The sequence below is a fragment of the Streptomyces sp. NPDC026673 genome, from assembly GCF_040638135.1.
In the GTDB taxonomy this organism is placed as follows: domain Bacteria; phylum Actinomycetota; class Actinomycetes; order Streptomycetales; family Streptomycetaceae; genus Actinacidiphila.
The window spans coordinates 50524-70276 of record NZ_JBEZXR010000009.1; the positions used below are offsets into that span (position 1 = coordinate 50524).

The following is a 19753-nucleotide window of genomic DNA, read 5'->3' on the forward strand; positions in this document are numbered from 1 at the left end:
GCCGGGCGAGGAGCCGGACCGGGCCCCTCGGGCCTGGTCCACCCGGCGCGGCCCCGGTCAGGCCGGTGCCGCCGCGAGCCGCTTCGTCATGATGCGCTCCGGCCGCCCGTCCGGCATGACGCCGCCGGGGCCCCCGTCGTCGGCGAAGCCGTTGCGCACGTAGAGCGCCGTCGCGGCCGCGTTGCCCTCCGCGACGGCGAGGTGGAGCAGTGCGACGCCCGCGGTGCCCACGGCCCACTCCTCGACGGCCCGGATCAGCAGGTCGGCGACGCCGCGGCCGCGGGCCTCGCCCGCCACCCACATGGAGATCAGCTCGGCGCTGTCCGGCAGCTCGCCGGGGACGCCGCTGGCCATGCCGCCGGGCCTGCCGTCCACAAGGGCGACCAGGTTGTACGAGCCGGGCACAGCGAGCCGGTCGCGCCAGCGCGCCTCCCGGTCGCCGTCGCCCTGCCAGTCCGCGAGCCGGGAGCCGAAAGCCCGCGGCGCGTCGGCGAGGGCGCGCAGCCGCAGCTCCCGCCACAGCTGCCAGTCGTCGGGGGTGAGCACGCGCAGTTCGATCACCCCCGCAGGGTGCCGCCGGGCCGGGCCCGGCGGCAACCCTGTTTCCGCGTTACCCGCGTTACCCGCGTTACCCGCGTTACCCGCGTTACCCGCGTTACCCGCGGGGCTCGCGGACTCCGCGGACTCAGCGGGTGCCGAGCAGGTGGTCCATCGCGAGCTGGTCGAGCTGCTCGAAGGCGGACCCGCGGGTCGCGACGGCGTCGGCGTCGAACTCCTCGTAGGCGCCGCGATCGGCGAGCAGGTCGGCCAGGGACTCGCCCTCACCGAGGGTCGGCTGCGCCAGCTGGTCCAGGCGGGAGGCCTTCAGGGCCTCCTGCACGGCCGGGTCGGCGCGGAACGCGGCGGCGCGCTCCTTGAGGATGAGGTAGTTGCGCATGCCGCCGGCGGCGGACGCCCACACGCCGTCCATGTCCTCGGTCCGCGGGGGCTTGAAGTCGAAGTGGCGCGGGCCCTCGTAGCCGGCCGACTCCAGCAGGTCGACCAGCCAGAACGCCGAGCGCAGGTCGCCGGCGCCGAAACGCAGGTCCTGGTCGTACTTGATGCCGGTCTGGCCGTTGAGGTCGATGTGGAAGAGCTTGCCGTGCCACAGCGCCTGGGCGATGCCGTGCGGGAAGTTCAGCCCGGCCATCTGCTCGTGCCCGACCTCGGGGTTGAGGCCGACGAGCTCGGGGTGGGCCAGCTCGTTGATGAACGCCAGCGCGTGGCCGATGGTCGGCAGCAGGATGTCGCCGCGCGGCTCGTTCGGCTTGGGCTCGATGGCGAAGCGGATGTCGTAGCCCTGCTCGATGACGTACTCGCCGAGGAGGTCGAACGCCTCCTTGAAGCGGTCGAGGGCGACCCGCACGTCCTTGGCGGCACCGGACTCGGCGCCCTCGCGGCCGCCCCAGGCGACGTAGACCTTGGCGCCGAGCTCGGCGGCGAGGTCGATGTTGCGGATGGTCTTGCGGAGCGCGAAGCGCCGGACCTCGCGGTCGTTGGCGGTGAAGCCGCCGTCCTTGAAGACCGGGTGCGTGAAGAGGTTGGTGGTGGCCATCGGCACCTTCAGGCCGGTGGCGTCCAGGGCCTGGCGGAACCGCTTGATGTGACCCTCGCGGGCCGTGTCGTCCGATCCGAAGGGGATCAGGTCGTCATCGTGGAAGGTGACGCCGTACGCCCCGAGCTCGGCCAGCCGGTTCACGCTCTCGACGGGGTCGAGGGCGGGCCGGGTGGCGTCGCCGAAGGGGTCGCGGCCCTGCCAGCCGACGGTCCAGAGACCGAAGGTGAACTTGTCCTCGGGGGTGGGGGTGAAACTCATCGCGGCGGCTCCTATTCGTAAGACCACTGAACAAATTAATATGCCATCGCCGCTTTGTGAAGGGAGCCGCAGGATGGGTAACGGACCGATCGCGCTGGGTGTGGACAGCTCCACCCAGTCGACGAAGGTGCTCGCCGTCGACGTCGAGACGGGAGAGGTGCTGGCCAGAGGACAGGCCCGGCACACGGTCAGCGAGGGTGCGGGCCGCGAGACCGACCCCGAGGTGTGGTGGCGGGCGCTCGGCGCGGCTCTCGCCCAGATCGGGCCGTACGCGGAGCGCGCCGACGCCATCTCCGTCGGGGGCCAGCAGCACGGCCTGGTCGTCCTCGACGCGGTGGGCAGGCCCCTGCGGCCCGCGCTGCTGTGGAACGACGTGCGGTCCGCGCCCCAGGCCGCCGCGCTGGTGGAGCGGCACGGCGCCGCGTGGTGGGCGGACCGCTTCGGCAGTGCGCCGGGCACGAGCTTCACCGCGACCAAGTGGGCCTGGCTGGCCGAGCACGAGCCCGACACGGCCAAGGCCGCCGCGGCCGTGCGGCTGCCGCACGACTTCCTCACCGAGCGGCTCAGCGGCGCCGGCGTCACCGACCGGGGCGACGCCTCCGGCACGGGCTGGTGGGCCACCGACACCGAGACCTACGACGAGGCGCTGCTCGCCGAGATCGGCCTCGACCCCGCCCTGCTGCCGCGCGTCCTCGGCCCCGGCGAGGCCGCCGGGGTCACCCTCCCCGGGCTGCCGCTGCGCGAGGGCGTCCTGGTCGCCGCGGGCACCGGCGACAACGCCGCCGCCGCCCTCGGCCTCGGGCTCGCCCCCGGCCAGCCCGCGCTCAGCCTCGGGACCTCCGGCACGGTCTACACCCCCGCCGCCACCCGGCCCACCGACCCGACCGGCATCGTCGCCGGCTTCGCGGGCGGCCACGGCGGCTGGCTGCCGCTCGCCTGCACGCTCAACTGCACGCTCGCCGTCGACAAGATCGCGGGCCTGCTCTCCCTGGACCGCGAGGCGGTCGAGCCGGGCGGCGGCACGGTCCTGCTGCCCTTCCTCGACGGCGAGCGCACCCCCAACCTGCCGTACGCCTCCGGGCTGCTGACCGGCCTGCGGCACGACACCACCCCCGGCCAGATCCTCCAGGCCGCCTACGACGGCGCGGCGTACGCCCTGCTCACCGCCCTCGACCAGGTGCTCGCGGTCGACGGCACCGCCTCGGACGCGCCCCTGCTGCTCATCGGCGGCGGCGCCCGCGGCACCGCGTGGCGGGAGACCGTCCGGCGCCTGTCGGGGCGGGCCGTGCAGATCCCCGTCGCGGACGAACTCGTCGCGCTGGGCGCGGCCGCACAGGCCGCGGGGCTGCTCACCGGCGAGGACCCGCAGGCGGTCGCCCGCCGCTGGAACACGACGGCCGGTCCCTCCTACGACCCGGTCGCCCGGGACGACGCCGCGCTCGACCGCCTCGCCACGGCGCTGGCGGACGCGTTCGACGTGCGGTGAGCCGGAGCGCCCCGCCCGGTGGCCCGGCCACCGGGCGGGGCGTGCGAGGGTGGGGGCAGGTCACCGTGTGAGCTGCACGGACGACGGACGAGAGCGAAAGGGGACCGGAGCGTGGCGGAACGGCCGGGGTCTCAGGCGGGACTGCGACGGCGGAATCTGGCGCTGGTGATGCGAGCCGTGGCGGCCCACGGCGAGGTCTCGCGCGCCGCCGTGGCCGCCGAGGTCGGCCTGACGCGGGCCACCGTGTCGACCCTCGTCGACGAACTGCTCGCCGCGGGCCTGCTCGTGGAGCTCGGCACCCAGCGCCCCGGCACGGTCGGCCGTCCCGGCACCGCCCTCGCGCTGAACGACACCGGCCCCGCGGGCCTCGGCGCCGAGGTCGGAGTGGATCACCTCGCCGCCATCGCGGTGGACCTGCGGGGCACCGTCCGTGCCCGGGCCCGCGTGGAGGCGGACAACCGCGGCCGCCCCGCGCCGGAGGTACTGCGCGAACTGGCCGCGCTCGTCATGGAGGTGTCCCGGGAGTCCCGGGCCGCCGGCCTCACCCCGGCCGGGCTGACGCTGGCCGTTCCGGGCCTGGTGGGCCGGGACCGGCAGGTCGTCATGCGGGCGCCGAACCTCGGCTGGGAGGACGTGGACGCCGTCGGCCGGCTCTACGGCCCGGACGGCCTGCCCGCCTCCGCCCGCATGCCCGTCGCCGTCGAGAACGAGGCCAACCTCGGCGCCCTCGCCGAGCTGTGGCTGGGCGGCCACGAGGGCGTCACCGACTTCGTGCACGTCTCGGCGGAGATCGGCATCGGCGCGGCGCTGATCGTCGACGGCCGCCTGTTCCGCGGGGCGCGCGGCTTCGCCGGGGAACTGGGCCACGTGCCCGTGCACCCGACGGGCCCGCGCTGCTCCTGCGGGGCCCGCGGCTGCCTGGAGCAGTACGCGGGCGAGGAGGCCGTGCTGCGCGCCGCCGGCATCTCCCCGGAGCGTCCGGAGGCGCTGAAGGCCCTTCAGACCGCCGCCGCGGAGCAGGACCCGGCGGCGCTGAAGGCACTCGCGACCGCCGGGCAGGCCTTCGGGATCGCGCTGAGCGGCGCGGTGAACCTGCTGGACCCGCAGGCCGTCGTACTGGGCGGCACGCTGGCCTCGCTCGCGCCGTGGCTCCGCTCCGCGGTCGAACGGGAGCTGGGCCGCCGCGTGACGGACCGTCAGTGGCGGGCGGACGCCGTACGGGTGTCCCGGCTGGGCCGCGAGGGCGTGCTGCTCGGGGCGGCGTACAGCGTGGTCCGCTCCGTCCTGGACGACCCGCAGGCGCTGCGGACGCGGTAACCCCCCGGACAGCCGGGCGACACCTGCGCAACAGCCTCGCAACAGCCCGTCCGACACCATGCGGAGCAGTCGCCGGACGTCGTTACGATGCGCTGCGCGGCGGGCCCAAGGGGGGCGCCGGCCGGCGTTCCCGAGGGGGGATTCGCGTGTTCGTGCTGTCCGTTCTGCTGCTCGTGGCGGCGGTCGTACTGTTCTTCGTCGCCCGCGGCCAGGGCTCCGGCGGCTGGAAGCTGGGAGCCGCGCTCAGCGCCCTGGCAGGTGTGCTGGCCGGCGTCTTCGCCTGCGTCCACGTCGTGAGCGCCTACGAGGTCGGCGTCCCGGTGACCTTCGGCAAGGTCGGCTCGCCGCTGACCTCCGGCATCCACTTCCGGTCGCCGTTCACCGACGTCACGTCGTTCTCGACGCGCCCGGTCGACCTCGACCTGCACGACAAGGACGTGGTCGAGGTCCGCTCCTCGCAGGGCGGGGTGCTCTACGCCGACGTCACCATCAAGTGGGCCGTGGTGCCCGCCAAGGCCGTCGAGCTCTACCGGCTGGCGGGCAACGAGGAGGCCATCCAGTCGCGGCTGGTGATGCCGGACAGCCGCGAGATCATCCGCAACGTCTTCGCCGAGCACACCAGCGAAGAGGGGTACGCCTCCGCGCGCGAGCGGATCGGCTCGGAGATCGACGCCCTGATCAAGCAGCGCCTCGCCCCGCGCGGCATCGACGTCGCCGCCGTGAACCTGCGCAACGTCCGGCCCTCCGAGCAGCTGCAGGACCAGATCGACAAGAAGATCCAGCAGCAGCAGGCCACCGAGCGGGCCGTCGAGGCCGCCCGTACGGCCAAGGCGGAGGCGGAGCGCAAGCGGATCGAGGCGGAGGGCATCGCGAGCGCCAACCGGATCATCGCCCGGTCGCTGAGCGACAAGGTGCTCTACAACCAGTGCCTGGACGCCTACCGGGAGGCCGCGAAGTCCCACCCCGTGTACGCGGTGCCCTGCGGGACCGGCTCGAACGGCTCCCCGGTCATCGTGGACGGCACGAAGGACTGAGGCCCCGGATACGCCCGCGAAGGGCGCCGGGAACGCCACAGGGGCCCGGAACCTCTCGGTTCCGGGCCCCTGTCGCCGTCCGGGGGGCAGCGGTCTCAGACCGCGCTGCCCGCCTTCCAGGCGCTCCAGCTCATGTTCCAGCCGTTGAGGCCGTTCGCCGGGTCGACGGTCTTGTCCTTGGAGTTCTTCACGGTCACGACGTCGCCGATGATCGAGTTCGTGTAGAACCAGTAGCCGTCGGAGGCGGTGTCCTTGCCGCCCTTGGTGTCGTTCAGGCCCACGCAGCCGTGGCTGGTGTTGACATTGCCGAACACCGAGTCGGCACCCCAGTAGTTGCCGTGGATGAAGGTGCCGGACGTGGTCAGGCGCATGGCGTGCGGCACGTCCTTGATGTCGTACTCGCCCTTGCCGTCGTCGTCGGTGAAGCCGACGGTGGCGCCGTTCATCCGGGTCTCGGTGAACTTCTCGGAGATCACCATCTGACCGTTGTAGGTGGTGTTCTCGTCGGAGCCGGCCGAGATCGGGATGTTGCGGACGACCTTGCCGTCGCGGACGACCTTCATGCGGTGGGTGGCGGCGTCGACCGTCGAGACCTGGCTGCGGCCGATCTTGAAGGTGACGGTCTTCTCCTGGACGCCGTAGACGCCGCCGGCGCCTTCGACGCCGTCCAGGTCCAGCTTCAGGGTGACCGTGGAGCCGGCCTGCCAGTAGGCCTCGGGGCGGAAGTCCAGGCGGGTGGAGTTGAACCAGTGGCCGACGACCTCCTGGCCGCTGCTGGAGCTCACCGTGATCGCCGACTGGACGGCCTTCTTGTTCTCGATCGCCTTGGTGAAGTTGATCGACACCGGCATGCCCACGCCGACCGTCTGGCCGTTCTCGGGCGAGTAGTAGCCGATGAAGCTGTGCTCGGGGCTGACCGTGGTGAAGGTGGAGTTCTCGGCGGCCTTGCGGCCCTTGCCGTCCTCCGCCTTCGCGGCGATCTTGTACTGGGTGGCGCGCTCGAGCGGCCCGCTGGGCGCCCAGCTCTTGCCGTCGGCGGAGATCGCGCCCTCGACCTGCTTGTCGTCCGCCACGGAGGTCATGACCACGCTGGTGAGCTCACCGTCGGTCACCGCGACCTTGGCGCCGGTGTTGATGCTCACATTGTCGGCACCGGTCTTCGGGGTGATCGATATTCGGGCGTCCGACGCGTCCTTGGCGGCCTGCTCGTCGACCGAGGCCTGCGACTTGACGCTGTTGTCGGAACCGGCATCGCCCGCCTTGTCTCCCCCGCAGGCGGTCAGAGTGATCGCCCCGACGGCGAGCAGCGCGATCGCTGCCAGCCCTGCTCGCCGCTTGCGAGAAGGTCGCGGGTCGGTGGCTGTGCCGGTTTCGGCGCGCTTCACACAGATCTCCAATGTCTTCCGGTACGCGTTTCCCCCGGCCCGCTTGCGTCGCGGGCCACGGCCCTCGATCGAGCCTCACTCGTACGTCCAGGAACTGCCAGGGTCTTTGGTCCGTTCCCCCACGCCGGAGAGTGTGGGGAAGAACACGTGCGTGACGCAGGTGACATGGGCGCGGTCCCGCGTCCCGTGCGAAAACCCCGGACCTGTGAGGGGCCCGGGGTCTGTGGGTCACGCACTGCCGAAGACGCGTTCAGCGTCCCTGCGGTTCCTCCTCGTCGATGTCGGCTTCGTCGTCCACCTCGTCGTCCACCTCGTCGTCGGCCTCGTCGTCGTAGAGGTCCCACTCGTCGGAGTCGGGGTCGTACTCGGTGTGAGCGCAGGACCAGGACGCCTGCACCAACTCGATGCCCGGCACGCTGGTGACCAGGTCGAAGGGATCGACCAGATACGCCAGCGCCTCCGATTCGTCCTGCCGCACCGACGCCTCGGCGTGCTGCCGCTCGTCGTCCGGCATGTACTCGTCGCCGCCGATCTGGTCGAGCGCGGCGTCCGTCAGCTCGCCGGACCCGGTGATCTCCAGGACCAGCTCCACCTGGAGCCGCACATAGCGCGGCCCGCTCTCCCCGGTGGGGATGTCAGTAGTGCTCATGTGACGGAGCGTATGCGGGGGAACCGCCGGGGTTGCGCAGGCAGTCCGCGTCCGGGGCGGAAGGATACCCGCGGCGGACGTCCGGGAACCCGCGGAAGCTCCGGTTCCGGGACCCAACTTCCCTCCGCGGCGGTTGCCTCACTACCATCGGGCTCCACGGTCAAGTCGCCGCAACCGCTGGGGGATCCGTTGACCTCGCACCGTCCGCCCGCCTTCGTCGCCATCACGGCGGCCGCCGTCCTCGGCGCCCTGTACTTCGTGCCCAACGCGTCCGCCAGTGCCGAGCAACCGGCGAACGCGAGCGCGCAGTCCTCCACGTCCACCGCGGCCGTCACCGGGTCCGACCAGGGGCAGCACCTGGCGGACACCGGAAGCGTCGACACCACGCCCTATCTGGTCGGCGGGACCGCGTTCCTCGGCCTGGGCGCCGCGCTCGTGATCAACGCGAGCCGCCGCACCCGCGACGTGTACTAGGTCCGGCCGTACCAAGCCCTGTTGCCCGGCCGTGCGGCCGGGCAACAGGACGACAGGACGACAGGGCAACAGGGCGACAGGGCTCAGGCCAGCGGGCCGGTCACCGACTCGGCCGCCGCCACCAGACCGCCGTCGCGCACGAACTCGTACGCCGCCGCCAGGTCCGGAGAGAGGAAGCGGTCCGGCCCGGGGCCGCCCACTCCCGCCTCGCGTGCCGCCCTCAGCACCGCCTGCGTCGCCGGGGCCGCCACCAGCACCTCGCTGCCCTGCACGCGCAGCTCCACGGCGCGGGACGCGGCCATCAGCTCGATCGCCACGATCCGGGCCAGGTTGTCCACCGCCTGCCGCAGTTTGCGCGCGGCCGACCAGCCCATCGAGACGTGGTCCTCCTGCATCGCCGAGGACGGGATGGAGTCCACCGAGGCCGGGACCGCGAGCCGTTTGTTCTCGCTGACCAGCGCGGCCTGCGTGTACTGGGCGATCATCAGGCCGGAGTCCACGCCCGGGTCGTCGGCCAGGAAGGCGGGCAGGCCGTGCGAACGGCTCTTGTCCAGCAGCCGGTCGGTCCGGCGTTCCGCTATCGAGCCCAGGTCGGCCGCGGCGATGGCCAGGAAGTCCAGCACGTAGGCGACGGGGGCGCCGTGGAAGTTGCCGTTGGACTCCACCCGGCCGTCGGGGAGGACGACCGGGTTGTCGACGGCGGAGACCAGTTCGCGGTCGGCCACCGTCATGGCGTGCGTCACGGTGTCCCGGCCGGCGCCGGCCACCTGCGGGGCGCAGCGGATCGAGTACGCGTCCTGCACGCGCGGGGCGTCGTCCTGGTGGTGGCCGGTGAGCCCGGAGCCGGCGAGCACCCGGCGCATGTTCTCGGCGCTGGCCGCCTGGCCCGGGTGCGGGCGGATCGCGTGCAGCTCGGGGGCCAGCACCTTGTCGGTGCCGAGCAGCGCCTCCATCGACAGCGCGGCGGTGACGTCGGCGGCGGTGAACAGCCGGCGCAGGTCGTCGATGGCCATGACGAGCATGCCGAGCATTCCGTCGGTGCCGTTGATGAGGGCCAGGCCCTCCTTCTCGCGCAGCTCGACGGGCTCGATGCCGTGCTCGGCCAGCAGTTCCGCGGCGGGGCGCACGACGCCGTCGGGACCCTCCGCCTCGCCCTCGCCCATCAGGACCAGCGCGCAGTGCGACAGCGGCGCCAGGTCGCCGGAGCAACCGAGGGAGCCGTACTCGTGGACGACGGGGGTGATGCCCGCGTTGAGCAGCGCGGCCATCGTCTCCGGGACGACGGGACGGACACCGGTACGGCCGGACGCCAGCGTCTTCAGCCGCAGGAACATCAGCGCGCGCACCACCTCGCGCTCCACGCGCGGGCCCATGCCGGCGGCGTGCGAGCGGACCAGGCTGCGCTGGAGCTGCGCGCGCAGCTCGGGGCTGATGTGCCGCACCGCGAGCGCGCCGAAGCCCGTCGACACGCCGTACACCGGCTCCGGCTTCGCCGCCAGCGCCTCCACGACCTCGCGCGACGCGGCGATCCCGGCCAGCGCCTCCGCAGACAGCTCGACCCGCGCATTGCCGCGGGCCACCGCCAGCACGTCCTCCGCCGCGGCCCCGTGGGCCCCGATCACCACGTTATGCATACTCATATTCACGAACCCTACGGACTGAATCGCTACCTGTCACGTGTCGGACGGGCCTCTTCCGCGTGGCCCTCGCCGCACCCGCCGGGCCGTCCCGTGGTGCCGCTTCCCGGGCCCCGGACGTCCCTCAGTCCCGCCCCCGGAACCGGCGCCGCTCCACGTCGTGGCCCGAGGGCTGGTCCGCCAGCCGGACCACCGGATCCTCCGGCGCCCCGCGCCCGGCCACCACCGGCTCCACCGAATGCAGCGCCTTCGCCCGGTACTGGGCCGCGTCCGCCAGCCGGAACAGCCGGCGCCCCGAGGTCACCACCCCGATCTCGGCGTCCGTCGAGGCCACGCCGACCGCCACCCCGTCGCCCAGTCCCAGCCACTTGGTGCGGACGCACAACTCCTCGGCGACCCGTACGACCTCCTCCGCGCCGTGCCCCACCGACAGCAGGCAGAACTCGTCGCCGCCCAGCCGCGCCACCAGGCTGCCCTTCAGCGCGGCGCCGCACAGCGACAGAACGGACCCGAAGCCGACCAGCAGCCGGTCGCCGACCGCGTGCCCGAGCTGGTCGTTGACCCGCTTGAGCCCGTTGAGGTCGCAGACCACCAGGCTCACCGGGGTCCCGTCGGCCCGGTGCCGTTCCACCGCCTCCTCCAGCCGCTGGTCGACGGCCCGCCGGTTGGCCAGCCCGGTCAGCGGATCGGTGAAGGCCAGCCGGCGCACCTCCGCCAGCCGCTCGGTCTGGGCGATCCCGGCCGCGGTCAGCGCCGCGAGGACGGTCGCGAACTCGGCGTCGTCCCGGTCGAAGACCGGCCGCCCGGCGCCCCTGGCCACGTACAGCTCGCCCCAGGCGAGCCCGTGCAGCATGATCGGCGCGATCACGCAGGAGGTGCGTCCGCGCCTCCGCAGGGTGGCCACCCGCTGGTGGCAGTAGGCACCGGTACGGCCCTCCGCCGGACCGTCGGCGGTCTCGATCCAGGCGTGCGGCTCGCCGCCCTCGGTCCACTTGCCGTGCAGGAACTCCACGATCTCCGGGAAGTCCGCGACCGAGTACACCTCCTCGGCCGGCTGCGGCTCCTCGCCGGGCGCGAGGTCCCCGTCGTTGACCAGGACCCGCAGCCGCCCCCGGTCGCGCTCCCAGCGGGAGAGCGCCGCCATCGTCCCGCCGAGGGCGATCCGCGCGGAGGACGCGGCGGCGACCGCCGCCTCCATCGGCGACTTCGCGGCCGCCACCGCCCGCGCGAGTTCGGCGACGGCGCGCAGTCGTGCGTCCCCGCCGGTGCCGTTCATGCGCCCGTCTCCTGTCGCCCGCAGAACTTTTTACCAGTTTGCGACGTTCGCACGGCCCCGCACGTTACGCGCCCGGCGGCGCGGTCGTTTTCCGCCTCAATCACTCACCCGGCCACACCGGGTCGCGCTTCTCGTTGAAGGCCGCGACGCCCTCGGCGCGGTCCCCGGAGAACGCGACCGTGCGCCAGGCGGCGTCCTCGACATCGAGGCCGGTCCGCAGGTCCGTGCCCTGGCCCAGCCGCAGCGCCCGCTTGGCCGCGCGCAGGCCCACCGGCGAGTTCGCGGCGATCCGCGTGGCCAGCGCGAGCGCCTCGACGCGGTCCTGGCCCTCCTCGGCGAGCACGTCCACCAGGCCCAGCGCCAGTGCCTCGGCCGCGGGCACCCGGCGCCCGGTGAAGATCAGTTGCGCCGCACGCGCCGCGCCCACCCGGCGCGGCAGCAACTGCGTGCCGCCGCCCCCCGGGATCACCCCCACCGTGACCTCCGGCAGCCCCACGACGGCCGTCGGGTCCGCGACGATCACGTCGCAGGCCAGCGCCAGCTCGTAGCCGCCGCCCAGGGCGAAGCCGTGCACCGACGCCAGCGACGGCACCGGCAGCTCCAGCACGGCCGTGTAGGCGGCCCGCGTGTACGGGCGCTGCCGGGCCAGGTCGGCGTCGGTGAAGGAGTTGCGCTCCTTCAGGTCGGCGCCCACGCAGAACGCCCGCTCATGGGTCGAGGTGAGCACCACGCAGCTCACCGACACGTCGCCGGCCAGCGCCGCGCACGCCTCGGTCACCGCCCGGGCCATCTCCGTCGAGATCGCGTTCATCGCCTTGGGCCGGTCGAGCACCAGTTCCGCCACCCGGCCGGCGTCACCGTGCCTGCGTACCGCCACCCACTCGCCAAACCGCCGCTCGGTCATCGCGCCGCCACCTCCGGGTCGCCGTTAACGATCGTGAACCACCGACCGTCAGCGTAGTGGGCGCTCCCGCTCAGCCGCCCCGGCGGCTCAGCAGCCAGGGCTCGACCACGCCGAGTCCGCGCACCGGCCGCCGCCACATGGGCTGCAGCCCGAAGCGGTACTTCTCCTCCGACCCCGGCTCGATCTCCGCCTCCGACTCCGGAGCCTCGCCCGCGGCGACGAGGGCCTGCGCCAGTTCGCCGTCGACGAGCACCGCGTCCCGGGGCGCTATCGACGTCAGCCTGCTCGCCAGGTTCACCGTCGTGCCGAAGACGTCGCCCATGCGGGTCGTGACGGTCCCGAAGGCCATGCCGACGCGCAGCGCCGGCATCGTCTCGTCGCCGTTCATCGTCTCGATGAGCCGCATGCCGATCTCCGCGGCCGTCCCGGCGTCGTCGGCGACGAACAGCACTTCGTCGCCGAGGGTCTTGATGAGCCGTCCGCCGTGCGCGGCCACCTGGTCGGCGGCCGTGGTCTCGAAGGCCTCGACCAGCTCGCCGAGTTCCTCCTCCTCCAGCCGGCGGGTGAGCCGGGTGAAGCCGACGAGGTCCGCGAAGCCGACCGCCAGCCTGCGGTCGACGGCCTCTTCGTCGTCGGAGCGGACGACCCGGCTGGTGGAGGCCGCGAGCTGCCGCCGCCACACATAGGTCAGGAACTCCTCCAGCTCCGGCAGGAGCAACTCGACCAGCGGATAGGCCACCTCGGCCCGGGTCATGCCCGGTTCGGGCGGCTCGGTGAGCTCCTCCAGGAAGGAGTCGGTCTGCCACTCCGCCAGCCGGGCCGTGGTCTGCCCCGTGGACCGGGCGACCTGGATCGCCGTGCTCTCGGAGATCAGCCCGGCCTCGACCAGGCCGGCCAGGCGCCGCAGCGCCAGGACGTCGGCCTCGGTCAGGGCACGTGCCTGGCCGATGTCGGCGAAGCCCATCGCGCGCCAGAACCGCGCGGCGAGGTCCATGGAGACGCCCGCGCTGCGGGCGGCCTGGAAGGCGGTGTAGTGCCGTCCGGCGCCGAGGATCAACTGCTCCAGGCGCAGGGCGATGGGGTCCTCTTCGATGCCGTGCGACCGTGCGGGGTCACCGCGTTCCTCGTGCTCCTCGGGCTCTTCGGGCTCCTCGTGTTCCGCCTGCTCGCGTCGAGGCCCGCCCGGCTCCTCGTGCGGCGGGAGGTCGCTCGCGTCGTCCACGGTCACCGCCCGCCCCCTCCTGGGTACCTGCGCACCGGCCCTTCCGATCAAGGCGTCGGAGGCTGCCGGCTCAACAATACGGCAGGTGTGGCCTGGCTCACTCTCCTGCCGGCCGCAGATGGACGACGTCGCCCGCGGCGACCGCCCGCTCGCCCTCGTCGGTCGCGACGACCAGCCGCCCGTCGTCGTCGACGGCGACGGCCCGCCCGCTGACCTCGCCCCCGCCGGGGAGTTCGGCCCGCACGGCGCGACCGAGCGTCACGCACCCGGCGGCGTACGCCTGCTGCAGGCGGGAGCCGGCCGGATCGCCGTCGGCGCGCAGCCACTCGCCGTACCACTCGGCGAGGGAACGCAGCACCGCGCGCAGCAGCGGATCGCGGTCGGTGACCTTGGCCCCCGCGAGCGCGAGCGAGCCCGCGGCGGGGACCGGCAGCTCTTCCTCACGAAGCGTCACGTTGAGGCCGATGCCGAGGATCACGGCGTCGTCGCCGACGCGCTCCGCGAGGATGCCGCCCGTCTTGCGCTCCTCGCCGTCCACGGTGACGAGCACGTCGTTGGGCCACTTCAGCCCGGTGTCCACACCCGCCGTCCGCGCGACGGCGGTGGCCGTCGCGACCCCCGCCAGCAGCGGCAGCCAGCCCCAGCGGCGCGGCGGAACGGCGGTCGGCCGCAGCAGTACGGAGAAGAAGAGCCCGGAACGGGCGGGGGCCCGCCACTGCCGGTCGAGGCGGCCGCGACCCGCGGACTGCTCCTCGGCGACAAGGACCGCGCCCTCGGGGGCACCCTCCCGGGCCCGGGCGCCCAGGTCGCTGTTGGTCGACCCGGTGGAATCGATCACGTCCAGGTCGTTCCACAGGCTGTCGGGAGTGACGATCGCGCGGCGCAGGGCGGCCGCGTTGAGCGGCGGCCGGTCGAGGTCGGACCAGCGGTTCGATGTCATACGTCCCAGCCTAGGGTCTGCCCTGCCGATCGCCTCGGCGTCGGGCCGCCCGGCCCCCCGGAGGACCGCCGCTTCCCCGTCGCGGCGGGGAAGGCGGACCCTGGAAGCGGAGTGTGGCCAACGCCGCACTGACCAGGCAGCAGCCACGCGGTTACGCTACGAAAACAGCATTACTCGCCAGTCACGTCACACCCTCAGAACGACCCGACGAGAGCAGGAGAGCCGCCTCCCATGGCCGAGCCGGAGATCGACATCCACACCACCGCGGGAAAGCTGGCGGACCTGCGCCGCCGTATCGACGAGGCGACCCACGCCGGCTCGGCGCGCGCGGTGGAGAAGCAGCACGCCAAGGGCAAGCTGACGGCGCGCGAGCGCGTCGAACTGCTGCTGGACGAGGGCTCCTTCGTCGAACTGGACGAGCTGGCCCGGCACCGCTCGACCAACTTCGGCCTGGAGAAGAACCGCCCCTACGGCGACGGCGTCGTCACCGGCTACGGCACCGTGGACGGCCGCCCGGTGGCGGTGTTCTCGCAGGACTTCACCGTGTTCGGCGGCGCGCTCGGCGAGGTCTACGGCGAGAAGATCGTCAAGGTCATGGACTGGGCGCTGAAGACCGGCTGCCCGGTCATCGGCATCAACGACTCCGGCGGCGCGCGCATCCAGGAGGGCGTGACCTCGCTCGGCCTGTACGGCGAGATCTTCCGCCGCAACACCCACGCCTCCGGCGTCATCCCGCAGATCTCGCTCATCATGGGCCCCTGCGCGGGCGGCGCGGTCTACTCCCCCGCCATCACCGACTTCGTGGTGATGGTCGACCAGACCTCGCACATGTTCATCACCGGCCCGGACGTCATCAAGACCGTCACCGGCGAGGACGTCGGCTTCGAGGAACTGGGCGGCGCCCGTTCGCACAACACCGTCTCCGGCAACGCGCACCACATGGCCGGCGACGAGAAGGACGCCATCGAGTACGTCAAGGCGCTGCTGTCCTACCTGCCGTCCAACAACCTCCAGGAGGCCCCGGCCTACCCGCAGGAGGCCGAGCCGGAGATCACGGCCGAGGACCTCGAGCTCGACACCCTCATCCCGGACTCGGCGAACCAGCCCTACGACATGCACCAGGTCATCGAGCACGTGCTGGACGACGGGGAGTTCCTGGAGACCCAGGCGCTGTTCGCGCCCAACATCGTCACCGGCTTCGGCCGGATCGAGGGCCACCCGGTCGGCGTCGTCGCCAACCAGCCGATGCAGTTCGCCGGCTGCCTGGACATCAACGCCAGCGAGAAGGCGGCGCGCTTCGTCCGCACCTGCGACAGCTTCAACGTCCCCGTCGTCACCTTCGTCGACGTGCCCGGCTTCCTGCCCGGCACCGACCAGGAGTGGAACGGCATCATCCGGCGCGGCGCCAAGCTGATCTACGCGTACGCCGAGGCCACCGTCCCGCTGATCACCGTCATCACCCGCAAGGCGTTCGGCGGCGCGTACGACGTCATGGGCTCCAAGCACCTCGGCGCCGACCTCAACCTCGCCTGGCCCACCGCCCAGATCGCCGTCATGGGCGCCCAGGGGGCGGTCAACATCCTGCACCGCCGCACCATCGCCGAGGCCGGCTCCCCGGAGGAGGCGGAGGCACTGCGCGCCCAGCTGATGCAGGAGTACGAGGACACGCTGCTCAACCCGTACGTCGCCGCGGAGCGCGGCTACGTCGACGGGGTCGTCCTGCCCTCGGAGACCCGCACGCACCTGGTGAAGGCGCTGCGGACGCTGCGCAACAAGCGCGAGACGCTGCCCCCCAAGAAGCACGGCAACATCCCCCTGTAAGGAGTGTGCCCAGCCATGGTGATCAAGGTCGAACGGGGCAACCCGACCCCCGAGGAGCTGGCGGCCGTCGTCGCCCTCGTCCAGGCCCGGGCCGCGGCGGCGGCGGGGCCCGCCGACGGCCCGCGACCGGCCGACGAGTGGGCCTCCCCCGCGCGCAACGTCCCCGACCGGATACTCCGCCCGGCACCGGTGGCCTGGCGCGCCACGTACTGGCCGCACTGAGCACGGAGCGGACGGAAATGGTCCGCATGCCCGCCCGCGCCTGAGTATCCGTACTCAGGCGCGGGCGTTCTCCGCGGCGCAACCTGGACGGCATGCTGTGGTCAGACCCGTCCGAGGAACCCCCCGAGGAGATGCGCGAGGCCCAGGCGATGCTGCGCCGGGCGATGCTCGTGATCGCCGTCGCCGTCCCCCTGATCACGGCCCTGGTGGCCTGGCGCTGCTGACTACGATGACGGGCATGACCGACAGCAGCCGCAGCCCCCGCCCGCTCGTCCTCGCCTCCGCCTCCCCCGCGCGCCTGGGACTGCTGAAGCAGGCCGGGCTCGACCCGCGGGTCGTCGTCAGCGGGGTCGACGAGGACGCGATCAGCGCGGACAGCCCCGCCGAGCTGGCCCGGGTGCTGGCCGAGGCCAAGGCGTCGGTGGTCGCGGAGCGGCTCTCCGACGGCGAGGTGGTCGTCGGCTGCGACTCCGTCCTGGACCTGGACGGAGTCGCGCTGGGCAAGCCGGACGACGCCGAGGACGCCACGGCCCGCTGGAAGTCCATGCGCGGCCGTTCCGGCGTGCTGCGGACCGGCCACTGCGTCATCGACCTCGCCACCGGCCGCCGCGTCTCGGCGACCGCCTCCACCACCGTGCGCTTCGGCACCCCGGACGACGCCGAGATCGCCGCCTACGTCGCCACGGGCGAGCCGCTGTACGTCGCGGGCGCCTTCACCCTGGACGGCCGCTCGGCGCCGTTCGTCGAGGGCATCGAGGGCGACCACGGCAATGTCATCGGCATCTCGCTGCCGCTGCTGCGCGGCCTCCTCGCCGAGCTGGACCTGCGGATCACCGACTTCTGGGTCTGATCCGGCCGCCCGGCGGACCGGCCGGTCCGACGGGTCCGGCCGGACCCGTCAGACCGCCGCGGGGGCCACGGGCGGCGGGGGCGTGCTCTCGCCGGGCTCGTCGCCCGGGCCGGCGGCCCGCGTCTCCCCCGTGTAGAGCACCAGGGCGAGCACCACGAACGCCAGGACCACCATCATCCCCACGAACGCGGCCCAGCCCACCGGGGCCGCCAGACCCGCGCCCAGGACGCCGTGCGTCACCGCGCACCCGATCAGCAGGATCCGGCCGAAGCGTCCCGCGGGCCGGTCGCGCCGGGCCATGCGGACGAGGACGATCGCGCACCCGATGAGGAAGAGCGCCATCACGACACCGGCCGCCCACGCGCCCACCGCCATCGCGCCCGGATCGAGCCCGGCCAGGGACATCTGCTGGTGGCGCACGGCGATGCCCATGATCCAGTTGACGAAGGCGAAGACGAACGCCTCCAGGACCAGCAAAACAGCCGCCGCCACGGCGACACTTCTGCGCACAGTGCGCCCCCTGTCCCAGTACCCCATTACCGGCGGTATTTCGTGGGCCGCACGCTACTAACGGGTAGGAGTTGCGGCAAGAGTCTGGGCGGCGCCACCCGTATGGGGCGCCGATCCGGCAAAGATTTCCCCGGGCCTTCGTGGAGTTCCCACAAAAAGGACGCCCCGTCGGTCACGGTGGGAAGCGGTGACCCGGCCCACACCCCAGGGCCTCAAGCACCGGGATAAATGGGCCTTTACCGTAGGAAGCCAAGGCATCAGGGTCCCGTTTGTGGGCCCGTATCACCCTCCGTGTGGGCAAGCTCACCCCCAGGGGTGCCTCGGCACGAAGTGTCGCCAGTACCTAAACTCTGCTTGTTTCAAGGAGGGAGCCATCGTGCGCAAGGTGCTCATCGCCAACCGCGGTGAAATCGCAGTCCGCGTCGCCCGTGCCTGCCGGGATGCCGGGATCGCCAGCGTGGCCGTCTACGCGGAGCCCGACCGGGACGCGCTGCATGTGCGCGTGGCCGACGAGGCGTACGCGCTGGGCGGTGACACCCCGGCCACCAGTTACCTGGACATCTCCAAGGTGCTGGCGGCCGCGGCCGAGTCCGGGGCCGACGCCGTCCATCCCGGCTACGGCTTCCTGTCGGAGAACGCCGACTTCGCCCAAGCCGTCCTGGACGCCGGGCTCACCTGGATCGGCCCCCCGCCGCAGGCCATCCGCGACCTCGGCGACAAGGTCGCCGCGCGGCACATCGCCCAGCGCGCCGGCGCCCCCCTGGTCGCCGGCACCCCCGACCCCGTCTCGGGCGCCGACGAGGTCGTGGCCTTCGCCCGCGAGCACGGCCTGCCGATCGCGATCAAGGCCGCCTTCGGCGGCGGCGGCCGCGGCCTGAAGGTCGCCCGCACCCTCGACGAGGTCCCCGAGCTGTACGAGTCGGCCGTCCGCGAGGCGGTCGCCGCCTTCGGCCGCGGCGAGTGCTTCGTCGAGCGCTACCTCGACAAGCCGCGGCACGTCGAGACCCAGTGCCTGGCCGACACGCACGGCAACGTCGTGGTCGTCTCCACCCGTGACTGCTCGCTGCAGCGCCGCCACCAGAAGCTGGTCGAAGAGGCCCCGGCGCCGTTCCTGACGCCCGAGCAGAACGCCCAGCTCTACGCCGCGTCCAAGGCCATCCTCAAGGAAGCCGGCTACGTCGGCGCCGGCACCTGCGAGTTCCTCGTCGGCACCGACGGCACCATCTCCTTCCTCGAGGTGAACACCCGTCTGCAGGTCGAACACCCGGTCACCGAGGAGGTCACCGGCATCGACCTGGTCCGCGAGATGTTCCGCGTGGCCGACGGAGAGGCCCTCGGCTACGACGACCCGCCGCTGCGCGGCCACTCCTTCGAGTTCCGCATCAACGGCGAGGACCCGGGCCGGAACTTCCTTCCCGCCCCCGGCACCGTCACCCGTTTCGACGCGCCCACCGGCCCCGGTGTCCGTCTGGACGCGGGTGTCGAGGCCGGCAGCGTCATCGGCCCCGCCTGGGACTCCCTGCTGGCCAAGCTGGTCGTCACCGGCGCCACCCGGCAGCAGGCCCTGCAGCGTGCCGCGCGCGCCCTGGCCGAGTTCCAGGTCGAGGGCATGGCCACCGCCATCCCGTTCCACCGCGCGGTGGTCGCCGACCCGGCGTTCGCCCCCGAGGTCCACGGCGAGCCCGGCCCGTTCTCCGTCCACACCCGCTGGATCGAGACCGAGTTCGTCAACGACATCAAGCCCTTCGCCGCCCCGGCCGACGCCGAGGAGGACACCGAGCCCGGCCGCGAGACCGTGGTGGTCGAGGTCGGCGGCAAGCGCCTGGAGGTCTCCCTGCCCGCCTCGCTGGGCATGACCCTGGCCCGCACCGCGGCCGCCGGCGGCGCCCGTCCCAAGCGCCGTGCCACCAAGAAGGCCGGCACCGCGGCCTCCGGCGACACCCTGGCCTCCCCGATGCAGGGCACCATCGTCAAGATCGCCGTCGAGGAGGGCCAGCAGGTCCAGGAAGGCGACCTCGTCGTCGTCCTGGAGGCCATGAAGATGGAGCAGCCCATCAACGCCCACCGCACGGGCACGATCAAGGGCCTCACCGCCGACGTCGGCTCCTCCATCTCCTCCGGCGCCCTCATCTGCGAGATCAAGGACTGACCTCCGCTCAGGACGGCAGCAC

At 73.0% G+C, this 19753-nt stretch carries 19 protein-coding genes; 9 read left to right on the top strand and 10 right to left on the bottom strand.

Features of this window, described 5'->3' with window-relative positions:
• Nucleotides 1–57 precede the first annotated feature (57 nt).
• Nucleotides 58–561 (bottom strand): GNAT family N-acetyltransferase, encoded by a 504-nt coding sequence (locus AB0F62_RS09895; RefSeq protein WP_361794647.1) that lies wholly within the window; start codon nt 559–561, stop codon nt 58–60.
• Between the two features lie 124 nt (nt 562–685).
• Entirely contained in the window at nt 686–1855 is a 1170-nt protein-coding gene (gene xylA / locus AB0F62_RS09900; protein ID WP_361794650.1) for a xylose isomerase, read from the bottom strand.
• Between the two features lie 73 nt (nt 1856–1928).
• Here xylA and xylB point away from each other — a divergent pair, with 73 nt between their 5' ends.
• The 3 genes from xylB to AB0F62_RS09915 all read left to right on the top strand — a co-directional run bounded on the left by xylB (nt 1929) and on the right by AB0F62_RS09915 (nt 5692).
• Nucleotides 1929–3341, top strand: coding sequence for a xylulokinase (gene xylB, locus AB0F62_RS09905; RefSeq protein ID WP_361794653.1), 1413 nt, complete (start codon nt 1929–1931; stop codon nt 3339–3341).
• A 168-nt stretch (nt 3342–3509) separates the two neighbouring features.
• On the top strand, nt 3510–4658 hold the full coding sequence (locus AB0F62_RS09910; RefSeq protein WP_361794966.1) for an ROK family transcriptional regulator: 1149 nt from the start codon (nt 3510–3512) through the stop codon (nt 4656–4658).
• 146 nt (nt 4659–4804) lie between these two features.
• On the top strand, nt 4805–5692 hold the full coding sequence (locus AB0F62_RS09915) for a prohibitin family protein (RefSeq protein WP_361794656.1): 888 nt from the start codon (nt 4805–4807) through the stop codon (nt 5690–5692).
• Between the two features lie 95 nt (nt 5693–5787).
• Here the strand turns inward: AB0F62_RS09915 and AB0F62_RS09920 are convergent, their stop codons facing one another.
• The gene (locus AB0F62_RS09920) at nt 5788–7077 is read right to left on the bottom strand and encodes an Ig-like domain-containing protein (protein ID WP_361794659.1); all 1290 of its coding nucleotides are present in this window, start codon (nt 7075–7077) and stop codon (nt 5788–5790) included.
• Nucleotides 7078–7327: 250 nt separating this feature from the next.
• On the bottom strand, nt 7328–7726 hold the full coding sequence (locus AB0F62_RS09925) for a hypothetical protein (protein ID WP_361794662.1): 399 nt from the start codon (nt 7724–7726) through the stop codon (nt 7328–7330).
• 189 nt (nt 7727–7915) lie between these two features.
• Here AB0F62_RS09925 and AB0F62_RS09930 point away from each other — a divergent pair, with 189 nt between their 5' ends.
• Nucleotides 7916–8200 (top strand): hypothetical protein, encoded by a 285-nt coding sequence (locus tag AB0F62_RS09930; RefSeq protein ID WP_361794665.1) that lies wholly within the window; start codon nt 7916–7918, stop codon nt 8198–8200.
• A gap of 83 nt (nt 8201–8283) precedes the next feature.
• Here AB0F62_RS09930 and hutH read toward each other — a convergent pair whose 3' ends face one another.
• The 5 genes from hutH to AB0F62_RS09955 form a co-directional block, all read right to left on the bottom strand.
• Entirely contained in the window at nt 8284–9834 is a 1551-nt protein-coding gene (gene hutH / locus AB0F62_RS09935) for a histidine ammonia-lyase (RefSeq protein WP_361794969.1), read from the bottom strand.
• 127 nt (nt 9835–9961) lie between these two features.
• On the bottom strand, nt 9962–11113 hold the full coding sequence (locus AB0F62_RS09940; protein WP_361794668.1) for a GGDEF domain-containing protein: 1152 nt from the start codon (nt 11111–11113) through the stop codon (nt 9962–9964).
• Between the two features lie 100 nt (nt 11114–11213).
• Nucleotides 11214–12017 (bottom strand): enoyl-CoA hydratase-related protein, encoded by an 804-nt coding sequence (locus AB0F62_RS09945; RefSeq protein ID WP_361794671.1) that lies wholly within the window; start codon nt 12015–12017, stop codon nt 11214–11216.
• A 70-nt stretch (nt 12018–12087) separates the two neighbouring features.
• Entirely contained in the window at nt 12088–13110 is a 1023-nt protein-coding gene (locus tag AB0F62_RS09950) for an adenylate/guanylate cyclase domain-containing protein (RefSeq protein ID WP_361794972.1), read from the bottom strand.
• A gap of 226 nt (nt 13111–13336) precedes the next feature.
• Nucleotides 13337–14179 carry a biotin--[acetyl-CoA-carboxylase] ligase gene (locus tag AB0F62_RS09955; RefSeq protein ID WP_361794674.1) on the bottom strand — a complete coding sequence of 281 codons (843 nt, stop codon included), beginning with the start codon at nt 14177–14179 and terminating at the stop codon, nt 13337–13339.
• A gap of 231 nt (nt 14180–14410) precedes the next feature.
• Here AB0F62_RS09955 and AB0F62_RS09960 point away from each other — a divergent pair, with 231 nt between their 5' ends.
• The 4 genes from AB0F62_RS09960 to AB0F62_RS09975 all read left to right on the top strand — a co-directional run bounded on the left by AB0F62_RS09960 (nt 14411) and on the right by AB0F62_RS09975 (nt 17072).
• The gene (locus tag AB0F62_RS09960) at nt 14411–16000 is read left to right on the top strand and encodes an acyl-CoA carboxylase subunit beta (protein ID WP_361794677.1); all 1590 of its coding nucleotides are present in this window, start codon (nt 14411–14413) and stop codon (nt 15998–16000) included.
• A gap of 15 nt (nt 16001–16015) precedes the next feature.
• Nucleotides 16016–16222: an acyl-CoA carboxylase subunit epsilon gene (locus AB0F62_RS09965; protein WP_361794680.1), complete on the top strand. Its 207-nt coding sequence runs from the start codon at nt 16016–16018 to the stop codon at nt 16220–16222.
• Between the two features lie 92 nt (nt 16223–16314).
• Complete coding sequence (locus AB0F62_RS09970; RefSeq protein ID WP_361794683.1) at nt 16315–16446, top strand: hypothetical protein; 132 nt, start codon at nt 16315–16317, stop codon at nt 16444–16446.
• A 5-nt stretch (nt 16447–16451) separates the two neighbouring features.
• Nucleotides 16452–17072: a Maf family protein gene (locus AB0F62_RS09975; RefSeq protein WP_361794685.1), complete on the top strand. Its 621-nt coding sequence runs from the start codon at nt 16452–16454 to the stop codon at nt 17070–17072.
• 48 nt (nt 17073–17120) lie between these two features.
• Here the strand turns inward: AB0F62_RS09975 and AB0F62_RS09980 are convergent, their stop codons facing one another.
• Nucleotides 17121–17564 carry a hypothetical protein gene (locus AB0F62_RS09980; protein ID WP_361794688.1) on the bottom strand — a complete coding sequence of 148 codons (444 nt, stop codon included), beginning with the start codon at nt 17562–17564 and terminating at the stop codon, nt 17121–17123.
• Between the two features lie 394 nt (nt 17565–17958).
• Here AB0F62_RS09980 and AB0F62_RS09985 point away from each other — a divergent pair, with 394 nt between their 5' ends.
• Nucleotides 17959–19731, top strand: coding sequence for a biotin carboxylase N-terminal domain-containing protein (locus tag AB0F62_RS09985; protein WP_361794691.1), 1773 nt, complete (start codon nt 17959–17961; stop codon nt 19729–19731).
• The last annotated feature ends 22 nt before the right edge of the window (nt 19732–19753 follow it).

Coding starts and splice junctions, on each gene's coding strand:
- AB0F62_RS09940 (WP_361794668.1), bottom strand. CDS start 11,113: ATGAACGGCACCGGCGGGGACGCACGACTGCGCGCCGTCGCCGAACTC.
- AB0F62_RS09965 (WP_361794680.1), top strand. CDS start 16,016: ATGGTGATCAAGGTCGAACGGGGCAACCCGACCCCCGAGGAGCTGGCG.
- AB0F62_RS09955 (WP_361794674.1), bottom strand. CDS start 14,179: ATGACATCGAACCGCTGGTCCGACCTCGACCGGCCGCCGCTCAACGCG.
- AB0F62_RS09945 (WP_361794671.1), bottom strand. CDS start 12,017: ATGACCGAGCGGCGGTTTGGCGAGTGGGTGGCGGTACGCAGGCACGGT.
- AB0F62_RS09970 (WP_361794683.1), top strand. CDS start 16,315: ATGCTGTGGTCAGACCCGTCCGAGGAACCCCCCGAGGAGATGCGCGAG.
- AB0F62_RS09975 (WP_361794685.1), top strand. CDS start 16,452: ATGACGGGCATGACCGACAGCAGCCGCAGCCCCCGCCCGCTCGTCCTC.
- xylA (WP_361794650.1), bottom strand. CDS start 1,855: ATGAGTTTCACCCCCACCCCCGAGGACAAGTTCACCTTCGGTCTCTGG.
- hutH (WP_361794969.1), bottom strand. CDS start 9,834: ATGCATAACGTGGTGATCGGGGCCCACGGGGCCGCGGCGGAGGACGTG.
- AB0F62_RS09910 (WP_361794966.1), top strand. CDS start 3,510: ATGCGAGCCGTGGCGGCCCACGGCGAGGTCTCGCGCGCCGCCGTGGCC.
- xylB (WP_361794653.1), top strand. CDS start 1,929: ATGGGTAACGGACCGATCGCGCTGGGTGTGGACAGCTCCACCCAGTCG.
- AB0F62_RS09960 (WP_361794677.1), top strand. CDS start 14,411: ATGGCCGAGCCGGAGATCGACATCCACACCACCGCGGGAAAGCTGGCG.
- AB0F62_RS09925 (WP_361794662.1), bottom strand. CDS start 7,726: ATGAGCACTACTGACATCCCCACCGGGGAGAGCGGGCCGCGCTATGTG.